General features: G+C 69.3%; 12 protein-coding genes. All 12 read right to left on the bottom strand.

Annotated features, from left to right (window positions below; translation table 11 throughout):
• Positions 1 to 9: 9 nt before the first annotated feature.
• Positions 10 to 1,386 (bottom strand): cell wall metabolism sensor histidine kinase WalK, encoded by a 1,377-nt coding sequence (locus FSY98_RS07490; RefSeq protein WP_260857310.1) that lies wholly within the window; start codon positions 1,384 to 1,386, stop codon positions 10 to 12.
• Positions 1,352 to 2,029: a response regulator transcription factor gene (locus FSY98_RS07485; RefSeq protein ID WP_144875386.1), complete on the bottom strand. Its 678-nt coding sequence runs from the start codon at positions 2,027 to 2,029 to the stop codon at positions 1,352 to 1,354. The genes FSY98_RS07490 and FSY98_RS07485 overlap by 35 nt, the downstream gene beginning before the upstream one ends.
• A 74-nt stretch (positions 2,030 to 2,103) precedes the next feature.
• On the bottom strand, positions 2,104 to 2,310 hold the full coding sequence (locus FSY98_RS07480; RefSeq protein WP_260857309.1) for a CDGSH iron-sulfur domain-containing protein: 207 nt from the start codon (positions 2,308 to 2,310) through the stop codon (positions 2,104 to 2,106).
• Positions 2,307 to 3,341, bottom strand: coding sequence for an iron-containing redox enzyme family protein (locus FSY98_RS07475; RefSeq protein ID WP_144875381.1), 1,035 nt, complete (start codon positions 3,339 to 3,341; stop codon positions 2,307 to 2,309). Before FSY98_RS07475 ends, FSY98_RS07480 begins: the two co-directional genes overlap by 4 nt.
• A 186-nt stretch (positions 3,342 to 3,527) precedes the next feature.
• Positions 3,528 to 4,289, bottom strand: a complete 762-nt coding sequence (locus FSY98_RS07470) for an HpcH/HpaI aldolase/citrate lyase family protein (protein ID WP_144875379.1) — start codon at positions 4,287 to 4,289, stop codon at positions 3,528 to 3,530.
• A 28-nt stretch (positions 4,290 to 4,317) separates the two neighbouring features.
• A complete protein-coding gene (locus FSY98_RS07465; RefSeq protein WP_144875377.1) occupies positions 4,318 to 5,115 on the bottom strand; it encodes a carbon-nitrogen hydrolase family protein in 798 nt (265 codons plus the stop codon).
• A complete protein-coding gene (locus FSY98_RS07460; protein WP_144875375.1) occupies positions 5,112 to 6,029 on the bottom strand; it encodes a LysR family transcriptional regulator in 918 nt (305 codons plus the stop codon). Before FSY98_RS07460 ends, FSY98_RS07465 begins: the two co-directional genes overlap by 4 nt.
• Before the next feature lie 3 nt (positions 6,030 to 6,032).
• Complete coding sequence (locus FSY98_RS07455) at positions 6,033 to 7,718, bottom strand: ABC transporter ATP-binding protein (RefSeq protein WP_144875373.1); 1,686 nt, start codon at positions 7,716 to 7,718, stop codon at positions 6,033 to 6,035.
• Positions 7,715 to 8,560 carry an ABC transporter permease gene (locus tag FSY98_RS07450; protein ID WP_144875371.1) on the bottom strand — a complete coding sequence of 282 codons (846 nt, stop codon included), beginning with the start codon at positions 8,558 to 8,560 and terminating at the stop codon, positions 7,715 to 7,717. Before FSY98_RS07450 ends, FSY98_RS07455 begins: the two co-directional genes overlap by 4 nt.
• Entirely contained in the window at positions 8,557 to 9,510 is a 954-nt protein-coding gene (locus FSY98_RS07445) for an ABC transporter permease (protein WP_222119124.1), read from the bottom strand. Before FSY98_RS07445 ends, FSY98_RS07450 begins: the two co-directional genes overlap by 4 nt.
• 7 nt (positions 9,511 to 9,517) lie before the next feature.
• On the bottom strand, positions 9,518 to 11,098 hold the full coding sequence (locus tag FSY98_RS07440) for an ABC transporter substrate-binding protein (RefSeq protein WP_144875369.1): 1,581 nt from the start codon (positions 11,096 to 11,098) through the stop codon (positions 9,518 to 9,520).
• 361 nt (positions 11,099 to 11,459) lie between these two features.
• Positions 11,460 to 12,839, bottom strand: a complete 1,380-nt coding sequence (locus FSY98_RS07435) for an LLM class flavin-dependent oxidoreductase (RefSeq protein ID WP_144875367.1) — start codon at positions 12,837 to 12,839, stop codon at positions 11,460 to 11,462.
• Positions 12,840 to 12,945 lie beyond the last annotated feature (106 nt).

The raw sequence follows: 12,945 nt of genomic DNA, 5'->3' as shown, positions 1-12,945 counted from the left end.
AAGCGGCTTTCAGGAAGGCGCCCGCGCGTCCCCTCGACGTCCGGCGTGGGGGAGCGGCAGGGTCACCACGAAGCGGGCGCCGCCCCAGCGGGAGTCGTCGACGACGACGGTGCCGCCGGCGGCGGTCGCGATCGCACGCACGATGGCGAGTCCGAGGCCGCTGCCCCCGGCATCCCGGCTCCTGGCCTCGTCGAGCCGCACGAAGCGCTCGAAGATGCGCTCCCGCTCCTCCGGTGGAACGCCCGAGCCGTCGTCCTCGACCGTGACGACGACCTGCCCGCCGGCGGACGCGACGCCGAGCGCGAGGCGCCCGCGACTGTGTCGAGCGGCGTTGTCGGCGAGGTTGCGCAGGAGCTGTCCGAGCAGGCGCGGGTCTCCCGGCACCCTGGCCGCGGAGATGCCCGAGCCGTCGACCTCGAGTCCCGACGCGCGCAGCCGACGTACCTCGCCGAGGGCGATGTCGTCGAGGTCGACGGGTTCGCTGAGGGTGCCGGCGCCCTCGTCGAGGCGGGCGAGCAGCAGCAGCGACTCGACGATGCCCTGCAACCGGAGTCCTTCCTCCGACACGACCTCTGCGAGCTCGCCGATGCTCGTGGTGGCGGGGTGCGCCTGCGCGAGTTCGGCGTGCTGACGAATGGTCGCGAGGGGAGAGCGCAGCTCGTGCGAGGCGTCCGAGACGAAGCGTCGCTGGGCGGTGGCGGCGGCGTCGAGGCGATCGAGCATCCCGTTCATGGTGCTGGCGAGCGCGGCGATCTCGTCGGCCGACGGCGGCACCTCGACCCGCTGGTGCAGACGTTCGGCGGTGATGCCGTCGACCTCTTCGCGGATGCGGTTCACGGGTCGCAGCGCGCGTCCCACCACGAGCCAGGTGGTGACGGCGACGAGGATCAGCAGCAGCGGCACGGCGACGAGCAGCAGCAGCGCCACGGTCGCGAGGGCCTCGTCGTCGTCATCGAGACGCACGGCGAGAACGAGGGTCTGGTCGTCGCGCAGGTCTTCCGACACGACGAGCATGGGGGTGTCGTCGATGGTCATGGTGTGCGTGTCGCCGTCTGCGGGCAGCGCCGTGGAGCCCAGCTCGTCCTGCGCCTCCTCGCTCGCCGCTCGTACGACGCCGTCCGGTCCGATGATCTGCACGATCTCGTCGTCGAGGGTGCGGATGTCGCGCGCTCCCGGCCCTTCCAGCCGCTCGGCGAGTTCGTCGACGCGCTGCTCGGCGGCGCGCTCGGTGTTCGCTCGGATGCTGCTGGAGAGGATGCCGTAGAACGAGAACGCCCCGACGATCAGCGCGACGGCGACGACCGCCGTCGCGCCGAGCGTCGTCCGCCCCCGTACCGAGCGCCAGCCGCGGCTACCCACCGTCGGCCGCCAGTCGGTATCCGGCACCGCGGATGGTCTCGATCGCCTCACGCCCGAAGGGCTTGTCGACCTTGCGGCGCAGGTGGCCGACGTACACTTCGACGATGTTCGGGTCGCCGTCGAAGTCGTCGTCCCACACCCCGTCGATGAGCGCGCGTTTCGAGAGCACCTGACCGCGGTGCCGCATCAGGTACTCGAGCACGGCGAACTCGCGAGCGGTGAGCGAGACGGCGGTGTCGGCGCGCCACACCCGATGCGCGGCGGGGTCGAGTCGCAGGTCTCCTGCCTCGAGGACCGCCGGCCGAGCGACCGCCCCGCGACGCACGAGCGCGCGGATGCGGGCGACGAGGATCGCGAAGGAGAACGGCTTCGTGACGTAGTCGTCGGCGCCGCTCTCCAGCGCTTCGACCTGGTCCCATTCGCCATCTTTCGCGGTGAGCATGAGCACGGGGGTCCAGTTCTCCTCGGCGCGCAGCGCCTCGCAGACCTTCCATCCGCTCATCCCCGGCATCATGAGGTCGAGCACGATCGCGTCGTACCGCGTCTCGCGCGCACGCCACAGCCCGTCGACGCCGTCGTGCGCGACATCGACGGCGAAGCCCTCCGCTTCGAGCCCTCGGCGCACGGCGTCGGCGAGGCGCACCTCGTCGTCCACCACCAGGATCCGCATGGCTCCAGTGTGGCGGCCGCGCGCTGAATCCGCGCTGAAGAGAGGCGGCTCGCGGGGCGGACCGTGGGGGCAGGTCAGACGTCGGTGCGGAAACCCGCCGCCTTGTGGGTGCCGTCGCAGAACGGCTTGATGGTCGAGAGTCCGCATCGACACAGAGCGACAGTGCCGCGCGTGACCTCGATCGGCTCACCCTCGACGGTCTGCAGCTGTGCGGCCCCGCGCACGAGAAGCGGTCCGTCGGGGTAGGCCGTGATCGTGACCCGCTCGCCCGAGCGGCTCACGCCCGCGCCCCCGTGCGCAGCGACGACTCTCCGCGCTGCCAGGCGTCGAGGATGTGGGCGCCCATCCATCCGTCCACCGTCAGGCACGCGGCCGCCCCGAACATGATGTCGTCGAGCATCTCGGGGTGATCCTCGGCGAGGGCCCCGGCGAGGTCGCGCGCTGCGATCTGCTCGTGCACGGCATCCGCTTCGACGTGCTCGTCGAAGTAGTCGACCACCTCGTCGGAGTAGCCGAGGCGGCGCAGGCCGTCGGCGTACAGGCGGCAGGGGATCGACGAGGTCATCTCGTACGCCGCGAGGTGACCGACGATCGCGCCGACCAGTCGGCGGTTCAGGCCGAAAAGCGACATGAGGTTCAGTGATGCGAGCGTGATCGCCGGCACGTCGTCGACATAGGTGCCGTAGGTGTCGTCGAGACCCACGCCCCGCATCGCGCGCGCGAAGATCGTCGCATGCATGCGGTCGGGGCGCCCGCCGCCGTACTCGTCGGCCTGGATCTCGACGAGCGCCGCCTTGGCGCGGCCGGCCAGACGCGGGATCGCCCAGGAATGCGGGTCGGCCTCGCGCAGCGTGTAAACCGAGCGCTGGATGAACGACTCGACGACGTTCTCGCGGGTGGCCTTCTTGGCCATGTACCGCGACAGGCTGGGGCCGGTGTCGGCTGCGGCCATCGTGAAGAGGGCGCGGCCGACGGCATCCACCGTCGGCTCGGGCGACTCGGGCTGCGGCACCTCCGCGCGGACCGCCGCTTCGAAGGAGGCCTCGAGGATCCGCCGCGTGGCCATGAGGTCGGCATCCCACTCGAGATCGGGATCGAGACCGGGCAGGGAGCCGTACGACGAGGCATACAGCAGGAACAGCGCCAGCTGCACGTCGTCGTCGCGGATGACGTCGGCGGTCAGGGGAAGCGCCGCGCGCGCGGCATCCGTCGGACCGGCGTCCACGTTCCCGCGGAGCCGGCCGAGCACGGCCTCACTGATCGGACCCCGCGCCGTGACGGTCTCGAGGGTGGAGTGCGCGAGCGCAGTCATCGGTGATGCTCCCATCGGTCGGATGACCGAAGTCTGCGCGCCCTCGCGCTGAGGGCAAAGGGTCTTGACGCGGCGCGCGCTTTATGCGGACACGAGCGCCCACACGAAGACACGAATCCCGCACGGATCACTCCGGATCGTGCGGGATTGGTGTCGTTCTGGGCCTATATCGGCGGGGGCTGCCGGTCAGGAGGCGACGGACACGGATGCGTCGGCGATGAGTCCGTCCATGAGGGTGCGGGCGTTGCCGTAGCCCTCGGAGATCGCGGCGTGCTGCATGGTCAGCAGCACGTAGTCGGCGTTCTCGGCGATCGCGAACTCCTTCTCGACCGTGGTCCACGCGGGGAGCACCCAGGGCTTGTCGTTCGCGCGGGCGGCGGCGATCACGCGGCGGAAGTCGTCGAAGTCGGCCTCGGTCTGCCGGTACGCGCCGCGCCCACTCATGGCGGCGAGGTCGCCGGGGCCGATGAAGATGCCGTCGACCGTCGGCAGCGCCGCGATCCCCTCGACGTCCTGCAGGGCCCGGGGGTCCTCCACCATCGGGAAGACCTTGATGTCGCGGTCCTGGGCGGCGATCCATTCGTCGGAGTAGCCGCGGTAGCCCATGGTGCGACCGCCCGCGAGGCTGCGCGAGCCGAGCGGCGGGAACTTCGCGAAGTCCGTGATGCGCTTCGCGTGCTCGAGTCCCTCGATGTGCGGGATGATGACGCCGTCCGAGCCGAAGTCGAGCGCCTGCTGGATCGCGCCGCGCTCCGGGACGAGCACCTTCGACAGCACCTCGAGGCCGAGGCCCTTGAGCAGTGGGATGAAGCGCTCCAGGATCGCGAGGTCGAACGAGCCGTGCTCGATGTCGAGCACCACGAAGTCGTAGCCGAGTCCGGCGACGATCTCGCCGATCGCGCTGCTGCCGTCCGAGAGCCATGCCCCCTGCTTGAGTGTGTGAGTCATGATGTTCCTTTCGATTCCGGGTGAGCCGTCAGGCCGAGGCGACGACGGTGAAGCGGCGGTTGGCGAGCGAGGGGTTCACGCTGCGCACCTGGGCGATGCGCTCGGGGCGGGCGTCGGCGACGGCGATGCCGGTGGACTCGCCGATCTCGCCGAGCGTGATGCCCATCGGGTCGACGATGATGCTGCCGCCCGTGCCGACGCCGGGGCCCTGCGACACCGCGGCGACGTAGAGCGTGTTCTCGATCGCGCGGGCGCGGGCGAGGGTGTTCCAGTGGTCCTCCTTGCGGGCCCCCGGCATCCAGGCGGCGGGGTACAGCAGAAGGTCGACGCCGGCGTCCGCATGTTCGCGGGCGACCTCGGGGAAGCGCAGGTCGTAGCAGGTCAGCATCCCGACCTTCACGTCGTCGACGGTGAAGGTCACGGGTCCCGCGATGTCGCCGGGACGGATGTGGTCCGACTCCAGGAACCCGAACGCGTCGTACAGGTGGAGCTTGTGGTAGAACCGCGACAGACCCTCGTCCGGTGTGACGAGCACGAGCGTGTTGTACCCGCGCGGCTCGCCGTCGATCGACTCGAGCATGCCCGCGACGATCGACACCCCCGTGCGGCGGGAGAGCTCGGCGAGACCCGTGACGAACGGGCCGTCGAGCGGCTCGCCCTGCTTGACGAACTCCGCGTCGAGTGTGGGGACGTCGAACATCGCGAACTCGGGGAACACGACGAGACGTGCGCCGTCGGCGGCCGCCTCCTCGGTGAGCCGGGTGATCTCCGCGAGGTTGGCGGCCTTGTCGTCGCCCGAGACCATCTGGCCGATCGCGAACTTCATGATGAACCTTCTTCCGTGGTGAGGCTCTCCGGAACGGAGAGCTCGGTGATGCAGTGCTGCACGAACGCCCGGCCGACCGCGTCGAGGCGGCGGTCGAACCAGGAGATCGAGGTCGTGAGCCCCACCGAGGGGTTCACGAGAGTGCGGTAGACGACGTTGTGCATGGGGATGTCCGCCAGCGACTTCGGGATGAAGCAGATGCCCATGCCCGCCGACACCATCGCGGCGTGATCGAGGTAGGAACCGACGACCTCGAGCGACCGTGGCGAGAAGCCCGCGCGCATGCACGCCGTCACGACCGCGTCGTACCCGGCGGGATTCGCCACGCGCGGACCCTGGATGATCCGCTCGTTGCGCAGCATCGCGAAGTCGACCTCGTCGACCGCCGCGAGCGGGTGGTCGTCGGGCAGCGCCACGAGGTAGTCCTCGCTGAACAGCGCCCGCGACGTCAGCTCCTTCACGTCGGGCTGGGTGAGGAGGACGGCGACATCGATCGAGCCCTGGTGCAGTTCGTCGATCAACAGCGAGGTGCCGATGCTGCGCACCTGCACCGTGGCGGTCGGATGCGCGCGGATGAACTGCCGCACGGCGCGTGCCGGCGAGCTGAACATCATCGCCGGCACGATGCCGACGCGCACACGCCCGAACTCGTGGCTGCGCTGGTCGTCGAGCAGCTGGGTGATGTGCTGCATGGCCTCCAGCACACGGCGGCAGCGGTAGTAGAACTCGCGGCCCGCCTCGGTGGGGGTGATCGGTCGCGTGGTGCGGTCGATCAGCGCGACGCCCACATCCTTCTCGAGCCGCGAGATCTGCTGCGACAGGGCGGGTGCCGTGATGAAGAGGCTGTCGGCCGCCTGCTTGAAGCCGCCGGCATCCACCAGCGTCACGAACAGCTCCAGTCGTCGGGTCTCCATGCGCTACCCCCTCCTCAGCGCGAGGCGCTCGGCGCGGCGCACGCGCTGGATCTCGGGGTCGGGCACAGGGGCCGCAGCGATCAGGCGCTTGGTGTAGTCGTCGTGCGGGTGGTGCAGCACCTCTTCGGTCGGCCCCTCTTCGACGACGTCGCCGTGCCGCAGCACCACGACGCGGTTCGACAGGGTCTCGACCACCGACAGGTCGTGGCTGATGAACAGGCACGAGAAGCCGAGCTCGCGCTGCAGCGCCAGGAAGAGGTCGAGCACCTGTGCCTGCACCGACACGTCGAGCGCCGAGGTCGGCTCGTCGGCGATCATCAGCACCGGATCGGTCGCGATGGCTCGGGCGATGCCGATGCGCTGCCGCTGGCCGCCCGACAGCTCGTGCGGGTAGCGGTCAGACCAGTCGGGGTTGAGCTGCACGCGCTCCAGCAGCTCCTTCGCCTTCGCCCGCCGCGCGCGGGGGTCGCGCACGAGACCCTGCCACAGCAGCGGGTCGGAGATGGCCTGCCCGATCGTGCGACGGGGATTGAGAGAGGATGCCGGATCCTGGAAGACCATCGTCACGTGGCGTCGCAGCTGGCGCAGCGCACGCCCCGGCCGACCGGTGATGCGCTCGCCGCGTACCTCGAGCGTGCCCTCGGTCACCGGCAGCAACCCGATCGCGGCCTTGCCGATCGTCGACTTACCGGACCCGGACTCGCCGACCAGGCCGACGATCTCGCCGCGCTGCACCTCGAGGTCGATGCCGTTGATGGCCTGGAAGCCGGGGCGGCGCCAGCGACCGGGGTACCGGATCACGGCATCCTGCAGCCGCAGCACCGTCTCGGGCAGCGGGGTCGAGGCCGTCACGCCGTCGATGCGGAGCTTGTTGTTCGCGGCCGACAGGAAGTCGTCGGCCTTGCCCAGGTGCGGTACCGCAGCGAGCAGCGCTTGCGTATAGGGCTCCTTCGGGGTCTTGAACAGATCGGCCGACGGCGCCTCCTCCACGACGCGGCCGTCCTTCATGACGACGACCTCGTCGGCGACGTCGGCGACCACGCCCATGTCGTGCGTGATGATGAGCACCGCCATGCCCATGCGCTCCTGGATCTCGGCGATGAGGTCGAGGATCTCGGCCTGTACGGTCACGTCGAGAGCGGTGGTCGGCTCGTCGGCGATGAGCAGATCGGGTTCCGACGAGATGGCCATCGCGATCATCGCGCGCTGGCGCTGACCGCCCGAGAGCTGATGCGGGTAGTGGTCAACCTTCTCTTCGGGCGCCGGCATGTGCACGTCGCGCAGCAGCTGCACCGCGCGCTCGCGCGCCACCGTGCGGTCGAGGTCGTGGTGGCTCGTGAGGGCCTCGATCAGTTGGTGGCCGATCGTGTAGACGGGGTTCAGCGCGGTCATCGGCTCCTGGAAGATCGTCGCGATGCGCGAGCCTCGCAGCGGACGGAGCCCCTTATCGCGCAGTGGCACGAGATCGGTGCCGTCGAAGAGGATGCGTCCGGTGCGGCGCGCGTTCGGAGGGAGCAGGTCGAGGATCGACATCGCCGTGACCGACTTGCCGGAGCCCGACTCGCCCACGAGGGCGAGCGTCTTACGGCGGTCCACGCTGAACGACACGTCGTACGTGACCTGGCGCCAGCCGTCGGGGGTGGCGAACTCGACGGACAGGCCGTCGACCTGCAGCAGCGGTTCGTTCATGAGCGCTTCTTCGCTTTCGGGTCGAGGAGATCGCGGAGGGCGTCGCCGAGGATGCCGAACGCGAGGATCGTCAGCACGATGACCGCGCCCGGCACGAGCAGCACGTGCGGATCGGTCGTCAGGTACCGCTGCCCCTGCGCGACCATCGAGCCCCACGACGGGGTGGGCGGCACGACGCCGAGGCCTAGGTAGCTGAGCCCGGACTCCATGAGGATCGCCGCGGCCATGGTGAGTGAGAACTGCACGATGATCGGCGCCGAGACGTTGGCGAGGACGGTGCGGAAGAGGATGACGACGGTTGGCGCCCCGAACGTGCGGGCCGCGTCGACGTACTCCTCGCGCTTCGTCGACAGCACCTGCCCGTAGGTGATGCGGGCGAAGATGGGAGCGAACAGCACGCCGATCGCGATGATGAGCGTCACCGGACCAGGTCCGTACAGCGTCACCGCGAGGAGCGCCGGCACGATGGGCGGGAAGGCGAGGATCACGTCGACGATGAGTCGCATCGTCACCACCTCGGTGATGCCGTTGAAGTAGGCACCGAGCAGCCCGAGAAGGGTGCCGAGCACGGTCGCGAGAACCGTGGCGCCGAGGGCGATGAACAGCTCGACCTGCGCGCCGAACATGACGCGGGAGAGGATGTCGCGGCCGAGCTCGTCGGTGCCGAGCAGGTGACCTGGACTGAACATCGGCTGCAGCCGGATCGCGACGTTCTGGGCGATCGGGTCGTACGGGGCGAGCAGCGGCGCGAAGACCATGAGCACGATGACGACGACGAGGTACACCACCATGACGGCGCGGAGCGGGGTGATCGCCTGACGGAGGCGGGGGCTGAGTTTCATGCTCGCCTCACTCGGGGGTCGAGGATTCCGTAGGTGATGTCGACGACGATGTTGATCGCGATGAAGAGCATGGCGATCACGATCACGACGCCCTGCACGACCGGGTAGTCACGCGTCGTGACCCCGTCGACGAGGAGGCTCGACAAGCCCGGGTAGTTGAACACCCGCTCTACGAGCACGGTCGAGCCGAGCAGGGTGCCGAAGCCGATGCCGACGACGGTGACCACCGGGGTCAGCGAGTTGCGCAGCACGTGCCGGCGGAACACCGTCATCGGGGCGAGGCCGATCGACTTCGCGGTGCGCACCCAGTCCTGGGTCTGCACCTCGAGCACAGCCGACCTCGTCATGCGCGCGATCTGCGCCGCGAAGCCGACCGCCAGCGAGACCGCCGGGAGGGTGAGGCTCTTGATCGCGCCGAAGAGGTCCTTCGACGGGTCGATGTAGCCGCCGGCCGGGAAGAGGCCCAGCGTGATCGAGAAGACGAGGATCAGCACGGCGCCGAACACGAACACGGGAAGGGCCACGCCGATCGAGCTCAGCGCCGTGACGAGCGTGTCGACCCAGCCGCCCCGGCGGGCGGCGAGGGCGCCCATCGCGACGCCGATCACGATCGAGAGGATCGTGGCGTAGGCGACGAGCAGGAGGGTGCGGGGGAGGCGGGCGCCGATCGCTTCGAGCACGGGCTGCGAGGTGCGGAACGACTCGCCCAGGTCGCCGGTGAAGACGCCGGAGAGGAAGGACAGGTACTGGGTGAGCAGCGGCTGGTTGAGGCCGAGCTGCTCGCGGAGCGCCGCGACGGCCTCCGGGCTGGGCGCCCCGCCGTCGCCCGTGCTGAGGAGCAGCACGGCGGGGTCGCCCGGAACGAGTTGCAGTGCGGAGAAGATGAGGGTGAGGACCAGCAGGACCAGTCCCACCCCCATCGCCAGCCGCTTCGCGATGAAGAGGATCACGGCAGGGTCACTCCACGGAGGTGTGTGCGAGGTTGAGCGAGCTGTAGAACACGAGGAACCCGGGCAGCGTCTCGAAGCCCTTCACCTTGTCGTTGTACGCGTACGCCTGCTCGCGGGTGTTGATCGACGCGAACGGCACGTCCTCCGCCCAGATGTCGGCGACCTGGGCGTAGATCTCCTTCTTCGCCGCGTCGTCGTCCGCGGAGCGGAGTCCGTCTTCGATGAGGCCGCGCAGGGTCTCGTTCGAGTAGCCCCAGCCGACGTTGTAGTTGCGGCTGTCGACGACCCAGTTGAGCAGGTACGACGGATCGGTGATCACACCGGCGTCACCCGACACGGCCAGGTCGTACTCGCCGGCGTTGCCCTTGCTGACGCGGGTCGACCAGTCGGGGGCGTCGAGGGTGACGTCGATGCCGACCGCACGCAGGTCCTCCTGCACCGACAGGGCGTTGTCCTGCAGGAACGTGTACTGCGAGGTCGCGAGCAGCGTCGCCGAGAACCCGTCGGGGTACCCGGCATCCGCCAGCAGCTCCTTGGCCTTCTCGGGGTCGTAGCTCCACAGCTCCGCGGCCTTCGGGTCGTAGGCGGCGTCGTCCTGCGGGATCACGATGCCGTCGAGCGGGGCGCCGTTGCTCTGGAACGCCGCGGTCACCGCGTTCTCGCGGTTCAGCGCGTAGGCGACCGCCTGGCGCACCTTGGGGTCGGCGAAGGGGCCGTCCTCGACGTTGAACTGCACGTACTGGAACGGTCCCTGCTGCGCGTCGACCGTGAGCCCGGCATCCGACACCCGCTGGAAGTTCTCCCACGGCACGTACTCGATCATGTCGACGTCGCCGCTGAGCAGCGCGTTCGTCCGGGCCTCGCCATCGGGGTAGAACTTCACCTCGATGCTGTCGAGCGACACCTCGTCGGCGTCGTAGTAGTCGTCGTTCTTCTCGACCGTGAGGCCGATGCCCTGATCGAGGTTCGTCATCTCGAAGGGGCCGGCGCCGACCCAGTTGGCGGTATCGGCGTTCAGCGACGAGTCGGGCACGATCGCCGCGAACGGCAGGGCGAGGTACTGCAGGAACGCCGTGTTCGGCTGCGCGAGTGCGATCGTGACCGTGTCGCCGTCGGCGGTGATGTCGGTGATGTCCTTGAGGCCGGCGGCGAGCTGCGAGCCGTTCGCGGGGTCGCGGTAGTAGTCGAGGGAGTTCTTGACGTTGTCGGCGGTGAGCGGGGTGTCGTCGTGGAACGTCAGGTCGGGTCGCAGCGTGAACACGTACGAGGTCGGGTCGCTGGTGTCGACGGACTCGGCGACGCCCGGCACGACGGCGCCGGTCTCGTCGTACGTCATGAGCCCGCGGTGCACCATGGTGAGCAGCTGGTTCACGGCACCGCCCTGCTGCATGCCGGTGATGGGGGTCGCCGGCTCGGCGGAGAGGCCGAAGACGAGGGTCTGCGACCCGCCCTCACCCCCCGACTCACCGGCGTCGCCTGAGCCGCCGCAACCGGCGAGGACGAGGACGGATGCGGCGCCGAAGGCGACGGCGCCGATCCAACGGGCCTGGATGCTGCTGTGACGGCGGAAATGCTGTGAAGCGGGCATGACGAAGTCCTTCCAAGGCGCGCAGGGGCGCCCTCGCTCGAGGTGGCACGAAACACGGAGAGTCGTCGTCGACGGCTCCGTTGTCGTCGGGGGTGAAGGGGGTCTCGGGTGTGGGTGAACCCTTCGTGAACGATTATGTCCACGCCGCACATAAGTGTGAAGTTCGACTTCTCAGATCGACATAACGAAATGCTTAACCAATGGCGCTGACCAGGGATTTATCGTCCTGCGGGCGTCGAAAGAGGGCGCACGCACGCGAATCGGGTGCTTCCGATGTGTTCTCGATCTCCCGCGGGTGCGGGTGCGGGTGCGGGTGCGGGTCCCGGCACGGGTGCGCCCGCGGGTCCGGGCGCGGTCTTCTCTAGTCGACCCGCGCTCCGACCCGGTACCGAGCGGCGCGGTGGCTGTCCTGCACCCGGTCGCCTTTGCCGAGCAGCTTGTGGCGCAGCGTTCCCGGGGTGTACTCCTCGGGGTAGAGCCCGCGCTCGCGCAACACGGGGATGACGTGCTCGATGACGTCCTGCCAGGTGCCGGGGGTCACCGCATAGGCGAGGTTGAAGCCGTCGATGTCGGTCTCGTCGACCCATGACTGCAGCTCGTCGGCGATCTCCTCGCCCGAGCCGACGACCGTGGGGCCGAGGCCGCCGATCGCGTTGTGGCGTCCGAAGTCGCCGACGGTCCACTCGCGGCCGAGGTCCGCCTCCTCCTTGAGGTGCTGCAGCACCGACTGGATGGCGTTCGACTCGACGTTCCCGACCGGCTCGTCCTCGGCGTACTGCGAGAGGTCGACACCCATCCAGCCCGACATGAACGTGAGCGCGCCCTCGGGGCTGGCGTACGACAGGTACTCGGCGTGCTTGGCCGCCGCCTCCTCGCTCGTCGCCGCGGTGATCACGGTGAGCAGCGTGTAGATGCGGGCGTCGTAGCGGTCGCGTCCGGCATCCTCCAGTGCATCGCGGATCCGCTTGACGGTGCCGGCGAGCACCTCCTTCGAGGGGGCGGCGACGAAGATCGCCTCCGCGTTCTCGGCCGCGAACTTCACGCCGCGCGGGCTCGCGCCGGCCTGGTAGATCACGGGAGTGCGCTGCGGCGACGGTTCGGAGATGTGGATGCCGGGGACGCTGAAGTGCTTCCCCTGGTGGCCGATGGGGTGCACCTTCGACGGGTCTGTGAAGATGCCGCGCTCGCGGTCCTCGACGACCGCGTCGTCCTCCCACGACCCCTCCCACAGCTTGTAGAGCACCTCGACGTACTCGTCGGCGTGGTCGTAGCGGTCGTCGTGCGCGAGCTGGTCCTCCTGACCCATGTTGCGCGCGGCGCTGGGCAGGTAGCCGGTCACGACGTTCCAGCCGACTCGGCCCTGGGTGAGGTGGTCGAGCGTGCTCAGGCGACGCGCGAACGGGTACGGATGCTCGAACGCCGTGCCCGCCGTCACGCCGAAGCCGAGGTGCTCGGTGACGGCCGCCATCGCGCTCACCAACAGGATCGGGTCGTTCACGGGTACCTGCGCGCCGTTGCGGATCGCGGCCTCGTTCGTGCCGCCGTACACGTCGTAGGTGCCGAGAACGTCGGCGATGAAGATGCCGTCGAACGTCGCGCTCTCGAGAAGCTTCGCCAGGTCGGTCCAGTACGAGATCGTGTTGTACTGCCGCGAGCGGTCGTCGGGGTGGCGCCACAGCCCGGACGACTGGTGGGCGACGCAGTTCATGTCGAAGGCGTTGAAGCGGATCTGACGGGTCATGCCGTCAAGGCAACCGCGACCGGCCGTTCTCAGCCAGTGTCGCCGACACATCCCGTCACAACGACGGCGTTTCGAGTAGCGCGATTGGCAACTTCACCCGGGTGGA

The sequence above is a fragment of the Microbacterium sp. 1.5R genome (assembly GCF_007667425.1).
Classification (GTDB): domain Bacteria; phylum Actinomycetota; class Actinomycetes; order Actinomycetales; family Microbacteriaceae; genus Microbacterium.
This window is presented reverse-complemented; position numbering and strand designations above follow the sequence as displayed.

Excerpts from the sequence above, each read along its gene's own strand:
- FSY98_RS07465 (WP_144875377.1), bottom strand. The coding sequence starts at position 5,115 with ATGAAGTTCGCGATCGGCCAGATGGTCTCGGGCGACGACAAGGCCGCC.
- FSY98_RS07435 (WP_144875367.1), bottom strand. The coding sequence starts at position 12,839 with ATGACCCGTCAGATCCGCTTCAACGCCTTCGACATGAACTGCGTCGCC.
- FSY98_RS07475 (WP_144875381.1), bottom strand. The coding sequence starts at position 3,341 with ATGACTGCGCTCGCGCACTCCACCCTCGAGACCGTCACGGCGCGGGGT.
- FSY98_RS07455 (WP_144875373.1), bottom strand. The coding sequence starts at position 7,718 with ATGAACGAACCGCTGCTGCAGGTCGACGGCCTGTCCGTCGAGTTCGCC.
- FSY98_RS07485 (WP_144875386.1), bottom strand. The coding sequence starts at position 2,029 with ATGCGGATCCTGGTGGTGGACGACGAGGTGCGCCTCGCCGACGCCGTG.
- FSY98_RS07470 (WP_144875379.1), bottom strand. The coding sequence starts at position 4,289 with ATGACTCACACACTCAAGCAGGGGGCATGGCTCTCGGACGGCAGCAGC.
- FSY98_RS07460 (WP_144875375.1), bottom strand. The coding sequence starts at position 6,029 with ATGGAGACCCGACGACTGGAGCTGTTCGTGACGCTGGTGGATGCCGGC.
- FSY98_RS07440 (WP_144875369.1), bottom strand. The coding sequence starts at position 11,098 with ATGCCCGCTTCACAGCATTTCCGCCGTCACAGCAGCATCCAGGCCCGT.
- FSY98_RS07450 (WP_144875371.1), bottom strand. The coding sequence starts at position 8,560 with ATGAAACTCAGCCCCCGCCTCCGTCAGGCGATCACCCCGCTCCGCGCC.